The following is a 22,359-nucleotide window of genomic DNA, read 5'->3' as shown; positions in this document are numbered from 1 at the left end:
TCAGATCAGGTCGCGCACGTCGGTTAACCGACCGCTGACCGCCGCCGCCGCCGCCATCGCGGGGCTTAGCAGATGCGTGCGCGCACCGGGACCCTGCCGCCCGACGAAATTTCGGTTGGAGGTGGAGGCGCAGCGCTCGCCCGGCGGCACCTTGTCCGGGTTCATCGCCAGGCACATCGAGCAGCCAGGCTCGCGCCACTCGAATCCGGCTTCGGCGAAGACACGGTCGAGCCCCTCTGCCTCGGCCTGCCGCTTGACGAGGCCCGAGCCCGGCACGACCATCGCGCGGACGCCATCGGCGACACGCCGGCCGCTCGCCACCTGCGCGGCGGCGCGCAGGTCCTCGATCCGGCTGTTGGTGCAGCTGCCGATGAAGACGTGCTGGACCGCCACGTCCTGCATCCGCGTGCCCGGCTTCAGTCCCATATAATCGAGCGACTTGCGCGCGGCGGCCTGCTTCGACGGATCGGCGAAGCTCTCGGGCTCGGGCACGACGCCGGTGATCGCGACCACGTCCTCGGGGCTGGTGCCCCAGGTGAGCGCGGGTGCGATGTCGCTCGCCGACAGGGTGACGGTGCGATCGTAGCGCGCGCCCGCGTCGCTCGGCAGCGTGCGCCACCATTCGACCGCGCGGTCCCAATCGGTGCCCGCCGGCGCCATCGCGCGGCCTTTCAGATAGGCGAAGGTCGTCTCGTCGGGCGCGATCATGCCGGCGCGTGCGCCGCCCTCGATGCTCATGTTGGCGATCGTCAGCCGCCCTTCGACCGACAGGTTGCGGATTACCTCGCCAGTGAACTCGATCACGTAGCCGGTGCCGCCCGCCGCGCCGATGCGACCGATGATCGACAGCACCACGTCCTTCGCCGACACGCCGAAGCCGAGCGTGCCGTCGACGCGCACCTCCATCGTCTTTGACGGCGACAGGATTAGCGTCTGTGTCGCGAGCACGTGCTCGACCTCGCTGGTGCCGATGCCAAACGCGAGCGCGCCAAGTGCACCATGCGCCGAGGTGTGGCTGTCGCCGCAGACGACCGTGGTGCCGGGCAGCGTGAAGCCCTGCTCCGGTCCGACGACGTGGACGATCCCCTGCTCCGCCGCGAGCGCGTCGATGTACGGCACGCCGAACTCGGCGACGTTGGTGCGCAGCGCGTCGAGCTGCTCGGCGCTGTCGCGATCGGCGATCGGCAGTTCGCGCCCGGCCGCGTCGACGCGGGCGGTGGTCGGCAGATTGTGGTCGGGGACGGCGAGCGTCAGGTCGGGGCGGCGGACGCGGCGACCGTTGCTGCGAAGCCCCTCGAACGCCTGCGGACTGGTGACTTCGTGGACGAGGTGGCGGTCGATGTAGATGAGGCAGGAGCCGTCGTCGCGACGCTCCACGACGTGAGCGTCCCAGACCTTTTCATACAACGTGCGTGGTTGGTGTGACATCGCGCGCGCCTTAACCAAGAAGCGCCCGCCGCGAAAGGAAACAATGCGGGAGGGGGAAGGAACGCTTGTTTTATTTCGTCGCAGTCGATGGGTTCAAGGCGGCGTCTATGAAGGCGACGCTCTCATCCAGCACTGGCGCTAGTCGACGAAACGGCACCGACAGCGCCATGACGACGTTCTCGTGGGTCAGCCCATCATGCTCGACCAGCTTCGCACGGCCACCTGCTGCCTTGACGCGCTCGAACAGTTGATAGGCGTTGTACGGTCGCACCTGCGTGTCGCGGCTGCTGGTGACGAGCAGCAGCGGCGGGGCGTCGCGCCTCGCGAAGGTGACCGGCTGCGTCGCCATCGGATCGGTGACGCCCAGCATCGCCTCGCGCGAGCGTGGCTTGTCGAAGGGGTAGAAGTCGTACGGCCCGCTCAGGCCGACCGCTGCCTTGACGATGTGCGGGTCGACGCCCTCTGCAAGCAGCCAGCGCTGGTCGAGCGCGAGCATGACGGCGTTGTACGCGCCGGCCGAGTGACCCGCGAGCGCGACGCGCGCCGGATCGCCGCCGTAATCGGCGACGTGATCGCGAACCCAGTGCACCGCCGCCGCGCCGTCCTGTACGAACGCGGGGAAACGTACCTGCGGCACCTTGCGATAATCGGGCACGACAACGACGAAGCCGGCGCGGGCGAATGCCCGCGCGGCAAAGGCGTAGCTGCGGCGGTCACCGTTCGCCCAGCCGCCACCGTAGATGAAGACGAGCACCGGCCGCTTGCCCGCCGCGGGCTCGGTCGGGCGCCACACGTCGAGAGTCTGGCGGTTGCTGCCAAACGGTACCGCGTCGCCGACCAGTTCGACGCCGCGCCCGCCACCCATTGCGCGGTCGAGCCAGCTCAGCACGCGCGGCGCAGGCACGAACAGGTAGATCGCGCCCGCGGACAGCAGCAGCGCCGCGAGCGCGCCTGCCAGCCAGCGCCAGATCATCTTCGCGCGGCCTTGATCAGGAAACGTAGCTCGCCGTCGTCTTCGCCGCGACCTCGTCCGCGGTGATGCCGGGCGCGAGTTCGATCAGGCGGAACGGCGACTGGTGATCGGGGCGCTGGAACACCGCCAGATCGGTCACGATCATATCGACGACGTTCTTGCCCGTCAGTGGCAGCGAGCACGAGGCGATGAACTTGGGCGAACCGTCCTTGGAGGTATGCTCCATCACGACGATGATCTTCTTGACGCCCGCAACGAGGTCCATCGCGCCGCCCATGCCCTTGATCATCTTGCCCGGAATCATCCAGTTGGCGATGTCACCGTTCTCCGCCACCTCCATCGCGCCGAGCACGGTCAGGTCGATGTGCCCGCCGCGGATCATCGCGAAGCTCTGCTCCGATCCGAAATAGGCCGATTGCGGCAGTTCGCTGATCGTCTGCTTGCCCGCGTTGATCAGGTCAGCGTCCTCCTCGCCCTCGTACGGGAAAGGACCGATGCCGAGCATCCCGTTCTCCGACTGGAGCGTCACCGTCATGCCGTCGGGAATATTGTTCGCGACCAAAGTCGGGATGCCGATGCCGAGGTTGACGTAGAAGCCGTCCTGCAGTTCCTTCGCCGCGCGCGCGGCCATGCCGTTGCGGTCCCAGCCCTTAGAATTTGCCATCACTTCACTCCTTCGGGCGTCTGGCTCCAGCGGCGGTCCGCGGGAAAGGTGTCGTCCCAGCCCGAGCCGAGGCCGGTGCCGTAGACGGGGTTGGGCAGGACGAACCATCCCGCGCCCCAGCGCGCGACGAGACGGCTGGTGCTGGGCAGAAGGCGCCGCCCCGAGGCGGGGGCCGGTCCTGGCGGGTTGAAGAAGTCGGCGAAGTCGCCGAGCTGGTCGCCCATCTGCGCCAGCACGCAGTACCTCTCGGCAATCGCCTGGCGACGGCCGTCCTTGCCCGACTTGCCGTCTGCGTCGCCCCTCAACCAAAGCGTCGTGCCGTGCTCGAAGGTGCCGAGCCCTGCGCCCGCGAGCGCGCGTGCGGTATCGGCGGCGTTCGCGGCATTGCGGTTGGTGTTGATGACGACCGCGACGCCCGCCGCGCGCAGTTGCCGGAACGCCGCCACCGCGCCGGGTACCGCAACGACCTTGTCCGCGCCGCCGCGTTCCCACGCATCCCAGCGCTTGGCATCATATGCCTGCCCGGTTTGCGCGTCGTTATATTCGTAGCCGAGGTTCAGGACCGTCGTCTCGTCCATGTCGAGCACCACCGCAGGGGGCAGCGCGCCGCACGACGTCGGCTGCGGCACCGCTGCGGTCGATCCGGACGCCAGCACCGCCGAGGCACTCGCCGGCCAGCGCGGCAGCGTGCCCGCCGCTCGCTGGTGCGGCAGGCGCCCGCGCGCGTCGCGAGTGCGATCGAGCAGCGCGCGGACGTAGCCGAGCATGCCGTTATATGCCTGCTCGCTCAATGCATCCGCCTCGGCCGAGCCGTAGAGGTATGCCATCCCGGGTGGCGGCGCCGATGCGATCATCGGCGGCATGCTGGGTAAAGGCACGTCTATGCGTTGCTGCGTCGCGCATCCCGCGAGCGCGGTCGCCGCCGCCATCAGCACGATCAGCGTGCGGGCCATCGCCTCAGACCTCCGACCCTGCCGCGCTCGCTTGCGCACGTGGCCGGGTCAGTCGGAACTCAATCTTCTTGTCGTAGGGCGCACCGACGATCATCCGCTTCACGTAGATGCCGGGCAGGTGGATGTGATCGGGATCGAGCGTGCCGACCGGCACGACTTCCTCGACCTCAGCGACGCAGACGCGCCCCGCGGTCGCCATCGGCTGGTTGAAGTTGCGCGCGGTCTTGCGGAAGATGAGGTTGCCGCTCTCGTCCGCCTTCCAGCCCTTGATGATCGAGATGTCGGCGCGGATGCCGCGTTCAAGGATGTAATCCTCTCCGTCGAACGACTTCACTTCCTTGCCCTCGGCCACCAGCGTGCCGACGCCGGTCTTGGTGTAGAAGCCGGGGATGCCCGCGCCGCCCGCGCGGCAGCGTTCGGCGAGCGTTCCTTGCGGGCAGAACTCGACCTCGAGTTCGCCCGACAGATACTGGCGCTCGAACTCCTTGTTCTCGCCGACGTAGCTCGAGATCATTTTCTTGACCTGGCGCGTGCGCAGCAGCTTGCCGAGCCCCTCGCCGTCGATCCCGGCGTTGTTGCTGGCGATCGTCAGATCGCGCGTTCCCGCGTCGCGGATCGCGTCGATCAGCCGCTCGGGCACGCCGCACAGGCCGAACCCGCCGGCACAGATCGTCATGCCGTCGAACAGCAGACCGTCGAGCGCCGCCGCCGCATCCGGATAAAGCTTCTTCATCACAGCCTCTCTCTCGTCTGGCCGCTTACCGATCCGCGGGCGAGCCGGTCAACACGTCAGAACGACCCCGGCATGACGCCGAGCGCGTGCGCCAGATCGTCGAGTGCCTGGCCCTCGCCCTCCACCTTGATCGCGACCATCCCCATCGCCGCGGCGGGTTTGCAGTTGATGCCGAGGTCGTCGAGGTAGACGCACTGGTCCGCCGCCTTGCCGAGCGTATCGAGCATCATGCGGTAGATCTTCGGGTCGGGCTTGCGCAGGCCGACCTTGCTCGACTCGATCACGTGATCGAAGCGTTCGAGTACGTCGGCGACAAGCGCCGCTTTCTCCGCGTTCCGCGACATCCCCGCGCCCTCGCCCGCGGGCACGTTGTTGGTGATGCAGCCGAGGTGATAGCCGTTGTGCTTCAACCAATCGAGCGCGTGGACCATCCGCGGCCGGATGTCGCCCGCGAGCAGCGCCAGCACGTCGTCGCCGCGCAACTCGTGCCCCAGCACGCGCGCTTCCTCGGCAAAGGCGGCGTCAAAGCCAGCCGCGTCGATCTCCGCGCGCTCGAACCGCGCCCAGGCGTTGCTGTCGGGATCGGTCGCGTTGATGCGACGAATGAGATTCTCCGGCAGCCCGCGCTCTCGCTCCATCCGCGCGAACGCCTCAAAGGGCGACGATGTGATGACGCCGCCGAAATCGAAGATCACCGTGTCGCGCACCTGCCCTACCCCCTTTATCATTCGCCGCGCTCATCGCCGGTCACGCGGCGCTTGTCCACGCGGGTCAGTGTTGCAGCTTCAATCCCGGCCGCGCCCAGCGCGTCTTCACCAGCCGTCCGGTACCCGACAGGGTGATGTACGCGTCCATCATGTCCGCGCCGCCGAACGCAATATTGGTGGTGAAGACGTCATCCGTGGCGACGAACTCGACAAGCTCGCCGGCGGGCGAGACGACGCTGATGCCGCACTCGCCGATCGTTGCGACGCAGATGTTCCCCGAAGACTCTATTCCCAGTGAGTCGAAGAACTTGTACCCGGCCGGGCGGTAGAGCGGGATGCCGGGACCGCCCGGTCCTGCGTCGGGCGCGACCTTGCCGGGCGCGGTCACGTTGAACCTCATCAGTCGGCAGGTGTACGTTTCGGCAGCGTAGAGCGTGTTGCCGTCTGGCGACAGGCCGATGCCGTTCGGATTCATCGACGGAAAGATCACTTCCTCGACGAAGCTGCCGTCTGCCTTGGCGTAGAAGATGCCGACGACGTCGTGGCAGCGTTTGGCATAGTCAATCTTGCCGTGATCGGTGAACCAGAATCCGCCGTGCGCGTCGAACACGATGTCGTTGGGGCCACGCAGGGTGACGCCGTGATCGCCCGATCGGTACAGCACCTCGACGCGACCGGTCGCTGGATCGATCCGCTCGATCCGCCCGCCCGAATAATTCGCCGCGATGCCGTGGGGTGCGAGCATGCCGTTGCTCTCGACATAATGGAACCCGCCGTTGTTGCAGCAATAGAGCATGCCGTCGGGGCCGAGCGCGAGACCGTTGGGGCCGCCGCCGGGCGTCGCCACCACCTCCTTGCGACCGTCAGGCGTCACGCGCGTGATGCGCCCGGCTTCGATCTCGACCAGGATGATGCTGCTATCGGGCATAACGACCGGCCCCTCCGGAAAGCGCAACCCATCCGCCACCAGCTCGAACGCCGCCATAATCCTCTCCTCTTTACGCCGCGAAGGATCGGACAGCGCGACGCCGAGCGCAAGCGCTTGCCGCTGCAACGCCGGCCGGGCTAGGCAGCAGACATGCAGAGCAACACGACCGAGACCATGAGGACCGGGGGGCGCATCCTCGTCGACCAGCTGGTTGCACAAGGGTGCGAGCGGATTTTCACCGTGCCGGGTGAAAGTTTCCTCGCGGTGCTCGACGCGCTGGTCGACGTGCCCGCAATCCAGACGGTGGTGTGCCGGCAGGAGGGCGGAGTCGCATTCATGGCCTGCGCGGATGGCGCGCTGACGCATCGCCCCGGCATCGCATTCGTGACGCGCGGCCCCGGCGCGACGAACGCCAGCATCGGTGTTCACGTCGCCCGGCAAGACTCGCAGCCGATGATCCTGTTCGTCGGCGACGTCGACCGCGGCACGCGCGACCGCGAGGCGTTTCAGGAGATCAATTTCGAGGCCATGTTCGGCAGCGTCGCCAAATGGGCGGCGCGGATCGACGACGCGCGCCGCATCCCCGAGTACGTCGCGCGCGCCTATTCGGTCGCGATGAACGGGCGCCCCGGCCCGGTCGTGCTCGCGTTACCCGAGGACATGCTGCTCGACCGGGTCGAAGCGGTCGACCGGCCGCGGGTCGAGCGCGCGGCGCAGGCGCCGGATGTTAGCGTCATGGCGCAACTCGCCGACCTGCTCGCCACCGCCGAGCGGCCGGTGGCGGTAATCGGCGGCGCGGGCTGGGACGAGCGCGCGGCCGAGGATATCGCCGCCTGGGCGGACCGCACCGGCGTGCCACTGGTGGCCGCGTTCCGCCGGCAGGACGCGGTGCCCAACGAGTGCCCGGCCTATGCGGGCAATCTGGGCTACGGTCCCAACCCGAAACTGGTCGCGCGGGTGAAGGACGCCGACCTGCTGCTGGTCGTAGGCCCGCGGCTGGGTGAGGCGACAACCGATGGCTACACGCTCGTCACGCCCGAGCATCCGGGGCAGCGGCTGGCCCACGTCCATCCCGACGCGAACGAGCTCGGCATGACCTATCGCACCGATCTCGCGATCTGCGCCGGCATGGCCGAGTTCGCCGAGGCGCTGCTGACGATCGATGGTCCGGCGCATCCGAGTGCCGTTGAGGCGCGCGCGGATTATGAGGCGTGGACGACACCCAAGCCACGCGACGGCATTACACTCGACCTCGGTCCATGCGTTGCGACGATGCGCGAGAGCCTGCCCGCCGACACGATCATCTGCAACGGCGCAGGCAATTTCTCGGGCTGGTGGCACCGCTACTGGCGCTACGCCGGGCCGGGGACGCAGCTTGCGCCCACCAGCGGGGCGATGGGCTACGGCGTGCCAGCCGCAGTCGCGGCAAGCCTGCGCCGGCCCGGGCGGACGGTGGTCGCGGTCGCGGGCGACGGCGATTTCCTGATGAACGGGCAGGAACTGGCGACCGCGGTGCAGCACGACGCGTCGCTGCTGGTCGTCGTGGTCGACAACAGCGCTTACGGCACAATCCGCATGCACCAGGAGCGCGAGTTCCCACGCCGCGTATCGGCGACGCGGCTCCACAACCCCGACTTCGCCGCGCTCGCACGCGCTTATGGCTGCTGGGCGGAGACGGTGGAGAAGACCGCTGATTTCGCGCCCGCGTTAGACCGCGCGATGGCGCAGGGTGGCGTGCGACTGCTGCACCTGAAGACCGACGTGGAGGTCATCACCGCTGCCACGACACTCGAGGCGATCCGCAACCGCTAATGCAGGAGCGTGGACGCGCTCGGGCAAACAAAAGGGCCGCTCCGCAACGCGGAACGGCCCTTGTCGACTGTAAAGCCGGTTGAGATCAGATGTTGTCGCCCAGCGCGCCCTTGACGCTGCCTTTCATCTGCTCGCCCTTGCCCTTCGCCTGCTGCGCCTCGCCTTCGGCCTTCAGGCTGGCGTCGTTGTTGTGCTCGCCGAGCGCTTCCTTGGCCTTGCCAATCGCCTCGTTGACGCCGCCCTTGATCTTGTCGGTCAGTTCACCCATCGCGATTACTCCTTCGTTTCAGGCTGATTGAACCCGGTGAAGAAGAAACGAGGATCCATGAGGGTTGTTCCGCGTCCGGTCTGATTCAGATCAGTCCCGCGAGCGGGCTCGACGGGTCGGCGTAGCGACGCTGCCCCATGCGCCCGGCACGGTAGCTCATCCGCCCCGCCTCGACCGCCGACTTCATCGCCGCGGCCATCAGAATCGGGTCTTTCGCCTCGGCGATCGCCGTGTTCATGAGGATGCCATCGCAGCCGAGTTCCATCGCCACGGTCGCGTCGGAGGCACAACCGACGCCCGCATCGACCAGCACCGGCACCTTGGCACCCTCGACGATCAGGCGGATCGTGACGCGGTTCTGGATGCCAAGCCCCGACCCGATCGGCGCGCCGAGCGGCATAATCGCGACCGCGCCCGCTTCCTCGAGCTGCTTCGCCGCAATCGGATCGTCGACGCAATAGACCATCGGCTTGAATCCCTCGCGCACCAGCACCTCGGTCGCCTTCAACGTCTCGCGCATGTCGGGGTAGAGCGTGCGCGCCTCGCCCAGCACCTCGAGCTTGACGAGGTCCCAACCGCCCGCCTCGCGCGCGAGCCTCAGCGTGCGGATCGCGTCGTCGGCGGTGAAGCAGCCGGCAGTGTTGGGCAGGTAGGTGACGCGCTTGGGATCGATGAAGTCGGTCAGCATCGGCGCCTTCGGATCGCTGACGTTGACGCGGCGCACGGCGACGGTGACGATCTCCGCCCCCGACGCCTCGAGCGCGGCGGCGTTCTGCGCGAAGTCCTTGTACTTGCCCGTACCGACGATCAGGCGCGATCGGAACGTCTTGCCGGCGACGGTCCAGGTGTCGTCGGCCACCGGGCGCGTGTGGTCGCCGCCGCCGGCCCCCGCGACCGAATGGTCGCCACCACCAACAAAGTGGACAATTTCCAGCTCGTCGCCGTCCTCGACGCAGACTTGCGCAAGCGTCGAGCGCGGCACGATCTCCAGGTTGCGCTCGACCGCCACCTTCTCGGGCACCAGCCCCAGCTGCTCGGCCAGGTCAGCGATCGTCAGCCCCGCCTTGACGCGCTTGTGCTCGCCGTTGACGACAATCGAGACGGTTCCGTCGGAATGGGGCATGGTGGTCGCTTCGAGGGCGCGCGCCCCCGTCCATTGCGGGTTGCGTGATCGCCAGCCCCGTGCCTCGTCTTCCCGGCGGAACGAAGCGCGGCCCTTCGACAAGCGACGGGCGAGCGGGCTAGAGAGGTGACGACCAGCCACCTAGTCCCGGCGCCGCCGGTGTTCAAGAAAGCCGCTCGCCGATGCCTGCACCCGATAACACCACCGTGTTCGTCCTGAACGGCCCCAGCCTCAACCTGCTGGGCACGCGCGAGCCGGAGATCTATGGTCACGACACGCTCGACGACATCGCCGGGCGGCTTGAGGATCGCGCCCGCGAGCTCGACCTCAACATCGACATGCGGCAGTCGAACCACGAAGGGCATCTGGTCGACTGGCTGCACGAGGCGCAAGCGTACGACGCGCGCGCGGTGATCCTGAACGCGGGCGCGTTCACCCACACCTCGATCGCGCTCCACGACGCGATCAAGGCGATCCGCACGCCCGTGATCGAGGTGCATCTGTCCAACCCGCACGCGCGCGAGGAATTCCGCCACACCTCGTTCGTCGGTCGTGCCGCACGCGGAACCATTGCGGGATTCGGCGCGCTATCCTACGCCCTCGCGCTTGAAGCGGCGGCACAGTTCTGACACAGCGCGCGCCCTTGAAGGGGAATCAAGGCTGATGGCCGACATGAACGAAGCAAATGGTGGTGGCGCGATGCAGGTCGACGTGAACCTCGTGCGCCAGCTCGCCGAGCTGCTCGACACCACGCAGCTGACCGAGATCGAGGTCGAGGACGGCGATCGCAAGATCCGCGTCGCGCGCAAGGCCGCGCAGGTCGCCGCCGCGCCGATGCATTACGCCGCCGCGCCCGCACCGGCGGCTGCACCCGCCGCCGCCGCGCCGCAGGTCGACAATGCCGGGCCGTCCGCGCCCAGCGATGCGAACGCAGTCCGCTCGCCGATGGTCGGCACCGTTTATCTCGCCGCCGAGCCGGGCGCGAAGCCGTTCGCGAGCGTCGGGCAGAGCGTTGCCGCCGGCGACACTTTGCTGATCGTGGAGGCGATGAAGGTGATGAACCCGATCACCGCGCCTTCGGCTGGTACGGTCAAGGCGGTGCTGGTCGAGAACGGACAGCCGGTCGAGTTCGACCAGCCGCTCGTGGTGGTCGAGTAAGCGCCTGTGCCGCAGATCAAGAAGCTGCTGATCGCCAACCGCGGCGAGATCGCGCTGCGCATCCACCGCGCGTGCCACGAAATGGGGATCAAGACGGTCGCGGTGCATTCCACCGCCGACGCTGACGCGATGCACGTGCGATTGGCCGACGAGGCGATCTGCATCGGCCCGCCGTCCGCCGCCGAGAGCTACCTAAACATCCCCAACATCATCTCGGCCGCCGAAATCTCGGGCGCCGATGCGATCCATCCGGGCTACGGTTTCCTCAGCGAGAACGCCAAGTTCGCCGAGATCGTCGAGCTGCATAACCTGATCTTCGTGGGGCCGAAGCCCGAGCACATCCGCACGATGGGCGACAAGATCGAGGCGAAGCGCACCGCGGGCGCGCTCGGCCTGCCGCTCGTGCCGGGCTCCGACGGCGCGGTCAGCGACGTGGATGAGGCGAAGGCGATCGCCGAGCGCGCCGGCTATCCGGTCATCATCAAGGCGGCGTCGGGCGGCGGTGGTCGCGGCATGAAGGTCTGCACCTCGCCCGACCAGCTTGAGACGCTGATGGCGCAGGCAGGCAGCGAGGCGAAGGCCGCGTTCGGCGACGCCACCGTCTATATCGAAAAGTATCTTGGCAACCCGCGCCACATCGAGTTCCAGATCTTCGGCGACGGCAAGGGCAATGCAATCCACCTGGGCGAGCGCGACTGCTCGCTCCAGCGTCGGCACCAGAAGGTGCTGGAGGAAGCGCCTTCCCCAGTCATCACGCCCGAGGAGCGCGCGCGGATGGGCGGCATCTGTGCCCGCGCAATGGCCGACATGGGCTATCGCGGTGCTGGGACGATCGAGTTCCTGTGGGAGAACGGCGAGTTCTATTTCATCGAGATGAACACCCGTTTGCAGGTGGAGCATCCGGTGACGGAGGCGATCACCGGGCTCGATCTGGTACGCGAGCAGATTCGCATCGCCGAGGGTGAGCCGCTGACACTCCGGCAGGAAGACGTCGTGTTCCGCGGCCACGCGATCGAGTGCCGCATCAATGCCGAGGACCCGCGCACCTTCGCGCCCTCCCCCGGCCTCGTAAAGCAGTACCACGCGCCGGGCGGCATGCACGTCCGCGTCGATTCGGGGCTGTACGCGGGCTACAAGGTGCCGCCCTACTACGACAGCATGATCGCCAAGCTGATCGTCTACGGCACCACGCGACAGGGCGCATTGCGCCGCCTGCGCCGCGCGCTGGAGGAGTTCGTCATTGAAGGGATGAAGACCACCATCCCGCTCCACCAGGCGCTGCTCGACGATCCCGAGTTCCAGTCGGGCGACTATACGATCAAGTGGCTGGAGGACTGGCTGGCGCGGCAAGGCGGCTAACTTGCATCAACGAGAAAGAATATCGCCGGGGCAAGTCGTTGAGCTTGCCCCGGCTTTTTCTTGTTCTGATCGCCGCGGCCAGTCGTGCACTAGACCAGTCCAAGCCAAGCGGTAGAAGGCCTCATGCAGAAGGCTTGGCGATGAAGGCGACGATCCTCCATAATCCGCGCTGTTCCAAGTCGCGCGAGGCGCTGGCGTTGCTGCGCGAGGCAGGGGTCGAGGTTTCGGTGGTCGAATATCTGAAGCATCCGCCGACACGTGACGAGCTTGCCCGCCTCTATGCGCGCGCCGGTATCGCGCCGCGCGATGGCCTGCGCCGGGACGCCCCGCCGGTCACCGACGACGATGCCGCGCTCGACCTGATGGTGCGCGATCCCGTCACGATTGAGCGGCCGCTGGTTGAAACCGAACGTGGCGTGCGGCTCGGCCGTCCGCCAGCTGCGATCCGGGAGATACTGTGACCCTGCCTGAGAAGACGCGCTGGCGGGTCGAGCGTGCGAACCGTGCCGCCGTCATCATCGACGCCGACGCCTATTTCCGCGTCGCGCGCGAGGCGATGCTGAATGCCAAGCAGCAGATCATGCTGGTGGGCTGGGACTTCGACGCGCGCATTACGCTCGCTTATTCGGACGATCATCCCGAGGCGCCGACGACGGTGGGCGACTTCATCGACTGGTTGGTGAAGCGCACGCCGACGCTCCAGGTCTTTATCCTTCGCTGGGACAAGGGCGCGATCAAGACGCTGTTCCGCGGGCGTACCCTGTGGATGCTGACGCGTTGGCGTTTCCGCGAGAAGCGCATCCACCTGAAACTCGACGGGCATCATCCGACCGCCGCGTCGCAGCACCAGAAGATTGTCGTGATTGACGATTGCATGGCGTTCTGCGGCGGTATCGACATGACCGACGAGCGCTGGGACACGCGCGACCACGTCGAGGACGACGAGCGGCGCCGCTCGCCCAACGGTTTTTCGTACAAGCCGTGGCACGACGTGACGACCGCGCTGCAGGGTCCGGTCGCGCGCGCGCTCGGCGACCTGTGTCGCGCGCGCTGGAAGATCGCCGGTGGCGGCGACATTCCCGCTCCCTCTGCCACCAGCGAGTGCTGGCCCGAGAGTCTGCCGGTCGAATTCACCGACGTCGACGTCGCGATCTCGCGTTCGCAGCCGCTCCACGAGGGTCAGGAGGAAATCCACGAGATCGAGGAATTATACCTCCACCTGATCGCGCGGGCGAAACGGCGCATCTACGCCGAGAGCCAGTATTTCGCCTCACGCCGGATCGCGGAGGCGATCGCGAAGCGGCTGGAGGAGCGCGATCCGCCCGAAATCGTCGTCATCAATCCGACGAGCGCGCAAGGCTGGCTGGAGCCGATCGCGATGGACACCGCGCGCGCGCGGCTGGTCACCGAATTGCAGCACCGCGACCATGCCGGGCGTTTTCGCCTGTACCATCCGGTCACGACCGACGGCACTGGCATCTACTGCCATGCCAAGGTGCTGGTGATCGACGACGACGTGATCCGGATCGGTTCGTCGAACTTCAACAACCGCTCGCTGCGGCTCGATACCGAGTGCGACGTGACGATCGCGGACGAGGGTACGCGCATTGCCGCGATTCGCGACGACCTGCTCGCCGAGCATTTGGCCGTCGAGATCGCTGAGGTTAGCGAGGGCGTGAAGCGCGACGGGCTGATCGCCACCATCGAGCGGCTGCGTGGCGAAGGCAAGACGCTGATCCCGTACGAGGTGCCCGATCTGAACGGCGTCGAGGCGTGGCTGGCCGAGAACGAGGTGCTCGACCCGGAAGGCCCGGCCGAGATGTTCGAGGCATTCGAGAAGCGCGGGCTGCTGCGTCGGTTGAAGCACCGGCGGCATCGCCACCATCATCGTCACCGGCGGTAGGCAAGGCTTCCCCTCACGATGCGGGCGCTTGGCTGCTGGTATCGACGCGTCTCCCCCGCTATGCGCGCGCACATGACCGCTATCACGCCCGAGATCGTTGCCGAGCACGGCCTGTCGCCCGAAGAATACGACCGCGTGCTAGGCGCGCTCGGGCGTGAGCCGAACCTGGTCGAACTCGGCATCTTCTCGGTGATGTGGAGCGAGCATTGCTCGTACAAGTCGAGCCGTATCCACCTGAAAAAGCTGCCGACCGAGGCACCGTGGGTGATCTGCGGTCCGGGCGAGAATGCGGGCGTGATCGACATCGGTGACGGTCAGGCCGCGATCTTCAAGATGGAGTCGCACAACCATCCGTCGTACATCGAGCCGTATCAGGGCGCGGCGACCGGCGTCGGCGGCATCCTGCGCGACGTGTTCACGATGGGCGCGCGCCCGGTCGCGAACCTGAACGCGCTGCGCTTCGGTCGTCCCGATCACCCCAAGATGCGCCACCTGATCTCGGGCGTGGTCCACGGCATCGGCGGCTACGGCAATTGCGTCGGCGTGCCGACTGTCGGCGGCGAGGTGAACTTCCACCCGGCCTATGACGGGAACATCCTGGTCAACGCGATGACGGTGGGCGTCGCGGATACCGACAAGATCTTCTACTCGGCCGCATCCGGCGTCGGCAATCCGATCGTCTACGTCGGCTCGAAGACCGGACGCGACGGCATCCACGGCGCGACGATGGCCTCGGCCGATTTCGGCGAGGATGCCGATGCGAAGCGCCCGACCGTCCAGGTCGGCGATCCGTTCACCGAGAAGCTGCTGATCGAGGCGTGCCTCGAGTTGATGGCGTCGGACGCGATCGTCGCGATCCAGGACATGGGCGCGGCAGGTCTCACCTCGTCGTCGGTCGAGATGGCATCGAAGGGCGGCGTCGGCATCGAGCTGATCATGGACGACGTGCCGCAGCGCGAAACGGGCATGACCCCGTACGAGATGATGCTGTCGGAAAGCCAGGAGCGGATGCTCATGGTGCTGAAACCCGGCCGCGAGGCGTTCGCGCAAGCGATCTTCGAGAAATGGGAGCTCGACTTCGCCGTCATCGGCCACGTGACCGACACCGGTCGCATGGTGCTGAAATGGCACGGCGAGACGGTGTGCGACATCCCGCTCGGTCCGCTCGCCGACGATGCGCCGCTCTATGATCGCCCGCACCTTCCAACCCCGCCCGCGAAGGCGCTCGTGAACTTGCCCGAGTGCCGCGATCCCGCTGCCGACCTGCTCGCGCTGATGGGCTCGCCCGACATCGCCTCGCGCCGCTGGATCTGGGAGCAGTACGACCACATGGTCGGCGCCGACACGGTCCAGCGTCCCGGCGGCGACGCCGCGGTGGTGCGCGTCCACGGGACGGACAAGGCGCTCGCCATGACTACCGATTGCACCCCGCGCTACTGCTACGCCGACCCGGTCGAGGGCGGAAAGCAGGCCGTCGCCGAGGCGTGGCGCAACCTGACCGCGGTCGGCGCGACGCCGCTGGCGGTCACCAACTGCCTCAACTTCGCCAATCCGCAGCGGTCCGAGATCATGGGGCAGATCGTCGGCTGCCTCGAAGGAATGAGCGAGGCGTGCCGCGCACTCGACTTCCCGATCGTGTCGGGCAATGTCAGCCTCTACAACGAGTCGAAGGCGACCGGCGGCGGTTCGGCGATCCTGCCCACGCCCGCGATCGGCGGCGTCGGGCTGCTGAAGGCGTGGGACAAGAGCGCGACGATTGCGTTCAAGCAGCCGGGCGACATCATCATCGTCATCGGTCGTCGTCGTGGCGACCTGGGCCAGTCGCTGTGGCTGCGCGAGGTGCATGGTCGCGAGGAAGGCCCACCGCCGCGCGTCGACCTTGATGCGGAGCGCCGCACCGGCGATTTCGTCCGCCGCGCAATCGACGCGGGACAGCTTTCCGCGGTGCACGACGTCTCCGACGGTGGCCTCGCGGTCACGATCGCGGAGATGGCGCTTGCGGGCAACATCGGCGCGATGATCGACCGTGCGCTGCCGTTCGACACCGCCGCGTCGCTGTTCGCGGAGGACCAGGGCGTCTATGTCGCGACCGTCCACGACCACGCATTGCTCGATTTCCTCCAGTCCGCGCTCGATGCCGGTGTCGAGGCCGAGCCGCTCGGCCGCGCGATCGGCACGCGCGTGATCTTCGAGCTTAGCGACGGTGACCACGCCGTCTCGCTCGCCGATCTGCGCCGCGCGCACGAGGATTTCTTCCCCAGGCTGATGGCGACCGAAGCCGCGCTCTGAACCTCGCGCTGTACCTCCGCCCCGGTCTGCCGCACATTGGCGGGAAAATGGGGAGGATGAGCCGATGAGTGACGACCGGGATGTGCGCTACGCGGTGGCGGACGGCGTTGCGACGCTGACGCTCGACCGGCCGGAGCGGATGAACACGATCTCGCACGCGATGCTCGATCGGGTCGCGGCCTTGCTGACGCGCGCGAACGAGGACGCGGCGGTGCGTGTCGTCATCCTGACCGGTACGGGGCGCGCGTTCTGCGCCGGGCTCGACCTGAACGAGGCGGTGGGCGGCGACGGCATCGGCGCGAGCGGCACGAGGCACCCGCCGACGATCGACCTGCGCCGCGCGCCGCCGACGGTGCTGTTCGCGATGGACAAGCCGGTGATCTGCGCATTGAACGGCTCGGCCGCCGGCTATGGCATGGACCTGGCGATCGGGTGCGACATCCGCGTCATGGCCGAGGGCGCAAAGCTCGCGCCCGCCTTCGTCAAGCGCGGCATCGTCCCCGAGTCGGGTGGCACCTGGCTGCTGCCGCGAATGATCGGCTGGGCGAAGGCGGCGGAGCTGATCTTTACCGGGCGGACACTTGGTGCGGCGGAGAGCCTCGCGCTCGGGCTGGTCAACCACGTCGTGCCCGATGGCGAGGTATTGCCGCACGCCGAGCGGATCGCGCGCGAAATCGCCGCCAACGCGCCTTTGGCGGTACAGGCATCGAAGCGGATGATGCGCATGGGGCTGAACGAGACATTCGAGACGCACGTCCAGCACGTCTACCTGCAACTGCTGCCCTTGTTCGCATCCGACGACTTTCAGGAAGGCATGCGCTCGTTCCTCGAGAAGCGCCCGGCAGCATTCACCGGCAGCTGATGCACATGGAGGTGCGCGCACGGTTCGAGTCGCTCGACGTCATCCGCGGCGTCGCGGTAATGGGCATTCTGCTCGCCAACATCGTCGCGTTCGGCCTGCCCGAGGCGGCGTATTTCTCGCCGCTCGCCTGGGGCGGATCGGACGCGGCGGAAAAGACGGCGTGGTTTCTCAACTTCATCTTCGTCGAAGGGCGGTTTCGCGGACTGTTCTCCTTCCTGTTCGGCGCCTCGATGCTGCTGGTCATCGAGCGGGCTGACGCCGGCGGCGGGAACGGCGCCGCACTGCACCTGCGGCGCATGTTCTGGCTGTTCGTGTTCGGTTGCCTGCACCTCTACCTGCTCTGGTGGGGCGACATCCTGGCGCATTACGCGCTGGTCGGCGTCATCGCATTGTTCTTCTGCCGGCAGAGCGCGCGCGCACTCGCGCTGCTCTCGCTCGCGCTATTGCTCGCCTCGATCCTGCTCAATGCGGCGACGGCGACGGCGCTGTTCGCCGCCGCCGCTCGCGCGACCCCCGCCGACGTGGCGCTGTGGAACGGTTTCGCAAGCGCGTTCGGCGTACCGCCCCGCGCCGAACTGCTCGAACAGATCGCGGCGATGCGCGGCAGCTTCGGTGCGGCCGCGGCGTGGCGATGGCAGCACGCGCTCGATCCGCTTACCTTCCTACCGATCGGCGGCGCGGAGACGCTCAGCGCGATGCTGCTCGGCATGGCGGGGCTTCGGTCGGGGTTCGTGAGGGGTGAATGGTCGCGTGCGGCTTACATACGCGTGGCGTGGGTCTGCGTGCCGGTGTCCCTGCTCGGCTATGCCGCGATCGGGTGGCACACGATGGCGACCGGCTTCGATCAGCGCTGGGTCTACACCGGCGCATTGGTGCTGAGCGAACCGTTCCGCACGATCGGCTATGTCGGCTATGCCGCGCTCGTCATGGTGCTGCTGCGCCCCGGCGGTCGACTGACCACGCGCGTCGCCGCGACGGGGCGGATGGCGTTCAGCAATTACCTCGGCACCACGGTGCTGATGGACCTGATCTTCACCGGCTGGGGCTTGGGGCTGTTCGCCACGATCGGTCGCGCGTGGCTTTACGCGATCGTGCCCGCGGTCTGGGCGCTCATGCTCCTGTGGTCACCGGCGTGGCTCGCCCGCTATAGTTACGGACCATTGGAGTGGCTGTGGCGCAGTCTGGTGCACGGCCGCCCGGCGCCGCTGCGCGTCTAGCTCAGGCGCCGACCGAAGCCGCCTGCGCGGCGCAGCGGAGTCGCCGCCGCCTCGCGCTCGAGCAGTGCGAGCGTCGCCTCGAACAGCGGACGAAGTTCCAGCACGTCTGGCACGCATTCGACCGGGCTGGTGTGCCATTCGACGCACTCGCGCGCGAGCGTTTCCAGCTTCTCGGCGAGTGCTGCGAGCGGATAGGCGCCGAACTGTCCCGCCTCGCCCTTCAACGTGTGGGCGGGCAGGATCATCGCGGTCGCATTCTCGTCGCGCGATGCCGCCTCGATCGCATCGAGCGACTTCAACCCGTCTTCACGGAAATAGCCCAGAATGCGCGCGAACTCGCCGCCGAGCTCGGCACGCGCGCGCGCCAGCGCCGCACGGTCGACCAGCACACCCCCTTCGAACGACACGCTTGCCCCCTTCGCACTTTCGAACCGTCGTGCGGCGACCCTAACGCCGCGAGGGTAAACGGAGGGTAAGGACGTGCCTGCGCTTTCCTACAATTGCGTCAACTGTCGAAAGGGTTCTTCGGCGCGCGCAGCGTCATTCGGACGGGCACCGCGCCGAAACCGAGTTCGCGGCGGATGCCGTTGATGAGGTAGCGCTGGTAGCTCATCGGCAGCTGGTCGACGCGCGTGCCGAACAGGATGAAGCCGGGCGGGCGGGTTTTCGCCTGCGTGATGTAGCGTAGCTTGATCCGCTTGCCGCCGGGCGCGGGCGGCGGGTTCGCCTCGACCGCGCGCTCGAACCAGCGGTTGAGCTCGCCCGTGCCGACGCGGTGCGACCAGGCGTCACGCGTCTCGAAGGCAGCGGCGATCAGCTGGTCGATCCCCTTGCCGGTCGCCGCCGACACGGTCAGCAGCGGCACGCCCTTCACCTGCGCCAGCCCCTCTTCGAGCGCCGCCTTGACGCCGTTGAAGGTCTTCGACGGCTCTTCCGACACGTCCCATTTGTTGAGCGCGATGACAAGCGCGCGGCCTTCCTCCAGCACGCGGTCGGCGATGCGCAGATCCTGCGATTCGAGCCCCAGCGTCGCGTCGAGCAGCAGGACGACGACCTCGGCGAAATCGACTGCGTGGAGCGCGTCGGCAACCGACAATTTCTCCAGCTTGTCCTGCACCTTGGCGCGCTTGCGCATGCCGGCGGTATCGATCAGCCGCACCTTGCGCGGCCCCATCGGGCTGCCGAGCCATTCCCAATCGACCGCGATCGAATCGCGCGTGATCCCCGCCTCGGGCCCCGTGATCATGCGGTCTTCGCCCAGCATGCGGTTGATCAGCGTCGACTTGCCCGCGTTGGGCCGTCCGACGATCGCGAGCTTGAGCGGCGCGTCGGGGCTCTCATCCTCCTCTTCCTCCTCGAACGCGTCGTCCTCGCGCTCGATAAAGGGGCGCAGCGCCTCGAACAGATCGGCGACACCCTCGCCATGCTCGGCCGACATCTGCACCGGATCGCCGAAGCCGAGCGCGAGCGATTCGAGCACGCCCTGCTCGCCGCTGCGCCCCTCGACCTTGTTGGCGACCAGCACGATCGGCGTGTCGGCACCGCGCAGCCAGCGCGCGATCTCCTCGTCGAGCGGGACGATGCCGGCGCGCGAGTCGATCAGGAACAATGCCACGTCGGCGCCATCGACCGCAGCCTGCGTCTGGCGACGCATGCGGCCGGGCAGTGTGTCGGGGTCCTCGTCCTCGTAGCCCGCGGTATCGATGATGCGGAAATCGAGCCCGAGCAGGCTCGCGTCGCCCTCACGACGGTCGCGCGTCACGCCCGGACGATCGTCGACCAGCGCGAGCTTCTTGCCGACGAGGCGATTGAACAGCGTCGACTTGCCGACGTTGGGACGGCCGACGATCGCGACCACAGGTAAACGGGACATGATGCGCCGACGCCTAGCGCATCATGTCGTCCCCGTCACCTGACTGCTGTCAGCGGCGTCTCAGCGATAGGCCGAGAGCTCACCCTTGTCGTCGAGCACGTAGAGCGTCTTGTTGGCAACGATCGGCGGCAGCGAGAAAGCGTCGCCCGCCTCGATCACCGTCTGCTGGCTGCCGTCCGCCGGCGAGACCGCAACGAGTTGCCCGCGCGAGTTGGTCAGCCACAGCCGCTCGCCCGCCAGCACCGGGCCGAACCAGGTGTAGGCATTCTCACGCTTCTTCTCGTTCTTGAACGCGGGTAGCTGCCCGATCCAGCGGACCTTGCCGTTGGCGCGCGAGAGGCTGACGACGCGCGCATCGTCGGTGACGACGAACAGCCACTCACCCGCGAGCCACGGCGTCGAGATCCCGGCGAAATTCTGCTCCCACAACCGCTGACCGGTGCCGAGGTCGAGCGAGACCATGCGACCGCCCTCACCGATCGCGTAGACGCGACCGTCCTCGATCACCGCGTCGGCGTTGATGTCGGCGAGGCTTGACACCGAGGTCGAAATCGCGGTGCGCGACAGCGCGTCCTGCCACAAGTTGCGGCCGTTCTCGTAGCGATAGGCGTTCAGCTCGCCCGAGGAGAAGCCGGCAACGATCGTGCCCGCGCTCGCCGCGGGAGCAGCGACACCGAACAGTCCCTGAGACTCAAGGCTGGCGCTCTGCGTCCACACGACCTTGCCGTCGGCCTGGCCGAGCGCGAAGATCTGATTGTCCTGGCTGAGCACATAGACCTGGCCGTTCGCGATCGTCGGTGCGCCGCGCAACGGGCCGCCCGGCTTGGCACGCCAGATCAGCTTGCCGTCGGCGGCGTTGAACGCGACCACGTCACCCAGCCCGTCGGTCGCGTAGACCTTGCCGTCGTCGTAGCTAGCACCACCGCCGAAGCGCGCGGCGCGGTTGTTGTCGCCTTCGGGCACCGCGGCGGTCCACAGCTTCGCCCCTGTGTCGGCGGCGAAGGCGTGGAGCGTGGCGTCGACGTCGACCACGAACAGCTTGTTGTCGGCGACAACCGGGGCGGCGCCCAGCCGCTGACGGTTCGAGCCGCCGTCGATCTGCGCGGTCCACGCGCGCGTCGGCGAGGCAGCGAGCGCCAGATGCCCCATCGACTTGTCGGCGCTGCCACCCGACTGCGACCAGTCGGTGTTCACCTCCGGCGTCGGCAACAGCACCTGGACACTGGCGAGCGAGGGATCGACCTCTGCCCGGTTCTCCGAGGTGAGGATCGACACGCGGTTGCCGACCGTCGGCGTCTTCTTGGGCGCGCCCTTGAACACGCCGCAGCCGCCCAGCGTCAGCGCGATGCCGAGCGTCATGGGGCCGAACGCGACGCGCGCCGCCTTGCCAAGCTTCATTCCGTCATGCCCCTGCTGGCCGCAATATCCTGCGGCAGTGCGTCCACGCCCAATACACCCGCCATCTGAACCGCACGTTGACGCAGCGACTGAGGCACCGTCTTGTCGCGCGCGATCCGCGCGAACGTCTGCCCGGCTAGATCGCGCTTGCCCTGCGCGAGGTAGGCCGCGCCCACCATCTCGCCCGCGCTGCCCATGAAGGCGTTGCCCTGCACGGCGAGCGGAGCCAGCCGCTGGATCACCACGTCGGGCTTGAGCGTGTCATATTCGGCCGCGGTCTGACGGATCAGTGCCAAATCGCGAAACGGCTTGGCGACGCTCGTGTCATTGGCGACCCCGGCGAACTTGGCCGAAGCGCCTTTCAGATCGTTTTTCGCCAGCAGCACGTCGGCCTGCGAGAACAAGGCCAGCGTACGGTACCCGTCGCTGCTCGACTGGGCGAGCTCGGCGAGCGGCTTGGCCGCGCCCTTGAAGTCGTTGGCACCGAGGTAATCGTAGGCGGTCTGAAGCGTCTCGCCTTCCTTCTCCGCCGCGACGCGCTCGCGGTGCTGCCAGAACAGGAAGCCGGCGAAGGCGACCAGCAAAGCGACGACGGCCACCACGATCCAGCGACCGTAGCGTTGCCACACCCCGATCATCTGCTCGCGACGATATTCCTCGTCGACTTCGCGCAGGAACGCCTCGTTATTCTGCGGCGTCAGGGCCACGTCT

Annotated in this window: 22 protein-coding genes; 9 read left to right on the top strand and 13 right to left on the bottom strand. The window is 67.6% G+C overall.

The features are described 5' to 3' along the window. The 7 genes from leuC to BMW51_RS09605 form a co-directional block, all read right to left on the bottom strand. A complete protein-coding gene (leuC, locus tag BMW51_RS09635; RefSeq protein WP_093005775.1) occupies window positions 1-1,428 on the bottom strand; it encodes a 3-isopropylmalate dehydratase large subunit in 1,428 nt (475 codons plus the stop codon). Between the two features lie 70 nt (window positions 1,429-1,498). Next, a complete protein-coding gene (locus BMW51_RS09630; protein WP_093005773.1) occupies window positions 1,499-2,401 on the bottom strand; it encodes an alpha/beta hydrolase in 903 nt (300 codons plus the stop codon). A gap of 16 nt (window positions 2,402-2,417) precedes the next feature. Further along, a complete protein-coding gene (locus tag BMW51_RS09625) occupies window positions 2,418-3,065 on the bottom strand; it encodes a CoA transferase subunit B (protein WP_093005771.1) in 648 nt (215 codons plus the stop codon). Further along, the gene (locus tag BMW51_RS09620) at window positions 3,065-4,018 is read right to left on the bottom strand and encodes an HAD family acid phosphatase (RefSeq protein WP_093005769.1); all 954 of its coding nucleotides are present in this window, start codon (window positions 4,016-4,018) and stop codon (window positions 3,065-3,067) included. The genes BMW51_RS09625 and BMW51_RS09620 overlap by 1 nt, the downstream gene beginning before the upstream one ends. Before the next feature lie 4 nt (window positions 4,019-4,022). Then, the gene (locus BMW51_RS09615) at window positions 4,023-4,751 is read right to left on the bottom strand and encodes a CoA transferase subunit A (RefSeq protein ID WP_093005767.1); all 729 of its coding nucleotides are present in this window, start codon (window positions 4,749-4,751) and stop codon (window positions 4,023-4,025) included. Between the two features lie 56 nt (window positions 4,752-4,807). Further along, the gene (locus BMW51_RS09610) at window positions 4,808-5,479 is read right to left on the bottom strand and encodes an HAD-IA family hydrolase (RefSeq protein ID WP_093005765.1); all 672 of its coding nucleotides are present in this window, start codon (window positions 5,477-5,479) and stop codon (window positions 4,808-4,810) included. A 43-nt stretch (window positions 5,480-5,522) separates the two neighbouring features. Beyond that, on the bottom strand, window positions 5,523-6,443 hold the full coding sequence (locus BMW51_RS09605) for an SMP-30/gluconolactonase/LRE family protein (RefSeq protein ID WP_093005763.1): 921 nt from the start codon (window positions 6,441-6,443) through the stop codon (window positions 5,523-5,525). Between the two features lie 93 nt (window positions 6,444-6,536). Here BMW51_RS09605 and BMW51_RS09600 point away from each other — a divergent pair, with 93 nt between their 5' ends. Beyond that, window positions 6,537-8,198 (top strand): thiamine pyrophosphate-binding protein, encoded by a 1,662-nt coding sequence (locus BMW51_RS09600; protein ID WP_093005761.1) that lies wholly within the window; start codon window positions 6,537-6,539, stop codon window positions 8,196-8,198. 85 nt (window positions 8,199-8,283) lie between these two features. On the opposite strand, the gene BMW51_RS09595 is transcribed toward BMW51_RS09600, so the two are convergent. Beyond that, window positions 8,284-8,466 (bottom strand): CsbD family protein, encoded by a 183-nt coding sequence (locus BMW51_RS09595; protein WP_093005759.1) that lies wholly within the window; start codon window positions 8,464-8,466, stop codon window positions 8,284-8,286. 85 nt (window positions 8,467-8,551) lie between these two features. Next, the gene (gene thiS / locus BMW51_RS09590; RefSeq protein WP_093005757.1) at window positions 8,552-9,589 is read right to left on the bottom strand and encodes a sulfur carrier protein ThiS; all 1,038 of its coding nucleotides are present in this window, start codon (window positions 9,587-9,589) and stop codon (window positions 8,552-8,554) included. A 182-nt stretch (window positions 9,590-9,771) separates the two neighbouring features. Between thiS and aroQ the strand changes: the two genes are divergently transcribed. The 8 genes from aroQ (at window position 9,772) to BMW51_RS09550 (ending at window position 18,377) form a co-directional block, all read left to right on the top strand. After that, complete coding sequence (gene aroQ / locus BMW51_RS09585; RefSeq protein ID WP_093005755.1) at window positions 9,772-10,218, top strand: type II 3-dehydroquinate dehydratase; 447 nt, start codon at window positions 9,772-9,774, stop codon at window positions 10,216-10,218. Window positions 10,219-10,261: 43 nt separating this feature from the next. After that, window positions 10,262-10,747, top strand: coding sequence for an acetyl-CoA carboxylase biotin carboxyl carrier protein (accB, locus tag BMW51_RS09580; RefSeq protein WP_093006033.1), 486 nt, complete (start codon window positions 10,262-10,264; stop codon window positions 10,745-10,747). Between the two features lie 6 nt (window positions 10,748-10,753). Then, on the top strand, window positions 10,754-12,106 hold the full coding sequence (gene accC, locus BMW51_RS09575; RefSeq protein WP_093005753.1) for an acetyl-CoA carboxylase biotin carboxylase subunit: 1,353 nt from the start codon (window positions 10,754-10,756) through the stop codon (window positions 12,104-12,106). Window positions 12,107-12,246: 140 nt separating this feature from the next. Beyond that, window positions 12,247-12,567 carry an arsenate reductase family protein gene (locus tag BMW51_RS09570; protein WP_093005751.1) on the top strand — a complete coding sequence of 107 codons (321 nt, stop codon included), beginning with the start codon at window positions 12,247-12,249 and terminating at the stop codon, window positions 12,565-12,567. Then, on the top strand, window positions 12,564-14,009 hold the full coding sequence (locus BMW51_RS09565; protein ID WP_093005749.1) for a phospholipase D-like domain-containing protein: 1,446 nt from the start codon (window positions 12,564-12,566) through the stop codon (window positions 14,007-14,009). The genes BMW51_RS09570 and BMW51_RS09565 overlap by 4 nt, the downstream gene beginning before the upstream one ends. A gap of 72 nt (window positions 14,010-14,081) precedes the next feature. Next, entirely contained in the window at window positions 14,082-16,298 is a 2,217-nt protein-coding gene (gene purL / locus BMW51_RS09560; RefSeq protein ID WP_093006031.1) for a phosphoribosylformylglycinamidine synthase subunit PurL, read from the top strand. Between the two features lie 64 nt (window positions 16,299-16,362). Further along, window positions 16,363-17,160 (top strand): enoyl-CoA hydratase/isomerase family protein, encoded by a 798-nt coding sequence (locus BMW51_RS09555; protein ID WP_093005747.1) that lies wholly within the window; start codon window positions 16,363-16,365, stop codon window positions 17,158-17,160. Between the two features lie 11 nt (window positions 17,161-17,171). Next, window positions 17,172-18,377, top strand: a complete 1,206-nt coding sequence (locus BMW51_RS09550; RefSeq protein ID WP_425440982.1) for a DUF418 domain-containing protein — start codon at window positions 17,172-17,174, stop codon at window positions 18,375-18,377. On the opposite strand, the gene BMW51_RS09545 is transcribed toward BMW51_RS09550, so the two are convergent. The 4 genes from BMW51_RS09545 to BMW51_RS09530 form a co-directional block, all read right to left on the bottom strand. Then, a complete protein-coding gene (locus tag BMW51_RS09545) occupies window positions 18,374-18,784 on the bottom strand; it encodes an Hpt domain-containing protein (RefSeq protein WP_093005745.1) in 411 nt (136 codons plus the stop codon). The two genes, BMW51_RS09550 and BMW51_RS09545, sit on opposite strands and share 4 nt — an antisense overlap. Before the next feature lie 98 nt (window positions 18,785-18,882). Further along, window positions 18,883-20,250, bottom strand: coding sequence for a ribosome biogenesis GTPase Der (gene der, locus BMW51_RS09540; RefSeq protein ID WP_093005743.1), 1,368 nt, complete (start codon window positions 20,248-20,250; stop codon window positions 18,883-18,885). A gap of 60 nt (window positions 20,251-20,310) precedes the next feature. Further along, the gene (locus BMW51_RS09535) at window positions 20,311-21,648 is read right to left on the bottom strand and encodes an outer membrane protein assembly factor BamB family protein (RefSeq protein ID WP_245708390.1); all 1,338 of its coding nucleotides are present in this window, start codon (window positions 21,646-21,648) and stop codon (window positions 20,311-20,313) included. Continuing rightward, window positions 21,645-22,355: a tetratricopeptide repeat protein gene (locus BMW51_RS09530; RefSeq protein ID WP_093006025.1), complete on the bottom strand. Its 711-nt coding sequence runs from the start codon at window positions 22,353-22,355 to the stop codon at window positions 21,645-21,647. The genes BMW51_RS09535 and BMW51_RS09530 overlap by 4 nt, the downstream gene beginning before the upstream one ends. Window positions 22,356-22,359 lie beyond the last annotated feature (4 nt).

This window comes from Sphingomonas palmae, from assembly GCF_900109565.1.
GTDB lineage: Bacteria > Pseudomonadota > Alphaproteobacteria > Sphingomonadales > Sphingomonadaceae > Sphingomonas > Sphingomonas palmae.
The sequence above is the reverse complement of the archived record's forward strand: the minus strand, read 5'-3'. Positions and strand labels throughout refer to the sequence as shown.